Origin of the sequence: Phocaeicola sp. RTP21198st1_B8_RTP21198_201120 (assembly GCF_040929485.1) — a bacterium.
GTDB lineage: Bacteria > Bacteroidota > Bacteroidia > Bacteroidales > Bacteroidaceae > Phocaeicola > Phocaeicola dorei.
In genome coordinates this window covers 351-1956 of record NZ_JBCOCI010000208.1, presented here as the reverse complement: position 1 = coordinate 1956, position 1606 = coordinate 351, and the positions used below count along the sequence as shown (strand labels likewise).

General features: G+C 39.9%; 1 protein-coding gene (running past one end of the window). It reads right to left on the bottom strand.

What is annotated here, in order from left to right; all coding sequences use genetic code 11:
* Positions 1 to 1606 carry part of the coding region annotated (locus tag AB5935_RS24565) for a GH92 family glycosyl hydrolase (RefSeq protein WP_368327708.1) on the bottom strand (this coding region is incomplete at both ends). 300 nt of the annotated region lie to the left of the window's left edge, so 1606 of the 1906 annotated nt are shown.

The window sequence follows — 1606 nt, the reverse complement described above, 5'->3', positions numbered from 1 at the left end:
ACCTACATCTTCATTGCCAACAATCCCTTCAACTTTGTTTGCATAAGCCTTTTCACATGTATAGCGTGTCCATTTTTGAGTATACCAGGGAACTTCAAGCTGATTGAACAAAAAAGGAACGAAGTGCACAGGTTCATTCGCATGGTTATAATATTCATTCCACAGCATATTAGAAGGAGTTTTATCAAAGAAATCTGTTAAATCCGCAATAACTTTCTCCTTACCACCCATCAAGTTCACCATTCCCGGAACATCGTGAGGTACAAACCAACCTTGCTGATAAGAGTTTGCTTCTATACACCCATACCATTCTTTAAGACGTCCATTCTCCGGCCATTCTACCCATGCACCATCTGCTTTACGGGGACGGAACCATCCCTTTTCTTTATCAAAAATAGAATGATATGCCTGTCCCTTTTCATAGAAACATTTGGCATCGTCTTCTTTCCCCATAGCTTTCGCTAATTGAGATATACACCAATCAGTATAAGCATACTCCAAAGTGGTTGAAATACTCAATGGTTCCGGAGCATACCCCAATGAATCATTACCAAAACGACGGGATGTGTTAACGGCATAACGATATGCTTTCTCTGCATCATACGTACGAATCCCTTTGATATACGCATCTGCCAAAACAGACAAAGCAGGATTTCCCAACATACAGCCGGAATAGGAATTCAGCAATTCCCAACGTTCATAGTATTCGCGCCCACTCTGATCTGCCATAGTAATCAATGAGTTCAGTTCATCACTTACTAAACGCGGATTAATTATAGTCTGCAAAGGAAACTGACTACGAAATACATCCCATCCACTGAATATAGTACGTTTTGTAAAAGTGCTGTCAGCCGTATGTATTTTATAATCACCGCCTACATAACGTCCGTCTACATCTGTATAGATACGAGGATCAATCATCGTATGATACATGGCAGTATAGAATATCGTTTTTTCATCATCCGTACCACCGGATATCCGGACACGATTAAGTTCTTTATTCCACAATTCAGTAGCTTCCTGCTTTACTTGTCCAAAATTTTTAGAGGCTATTTCTTGTTCAAAGTTATTTGCAGCACCCTCCATATCAACAAAAGAGATACCAACTTTCATCTCTACAGTCTCTCCCTCCTTCGTTGGAAATTCAGTAAAAAAGCCCAGATGTTTACCCGTCAATTCTTTCTTGTCTTTTATAACCGGAGCTTGTGATACACGAGTCAAATAAGGAATACTCACTACTTCATCACGTTTCCGAACCCAATGTTCGGGAATATCTGCACTCCAAAAGCCATAATTAGTCAAAGGTTTACTAAATTGTGCATAATAATAAACGGTATAATCGGCTTTTCCTTCACCATTACCCCATCCACCACCATCAGGTGTGCACTTCATCCATCCTTGAATAGTGTAATCATCTACAACTTTAATATACTGTGAAGTAGATGTTCCCCCTACTCTACGAGCTAAATCAATCTGAATACGCGATTGGTCACTAGAAGGATAAGTAAAATGCAAAATTCCACAGTGCGGTGTCGCGCTACTTTCTACTTTGATATGATAATCAGTCAATTCTACCGAATAATATCCGGCCTTAGCCGTTTCAGTG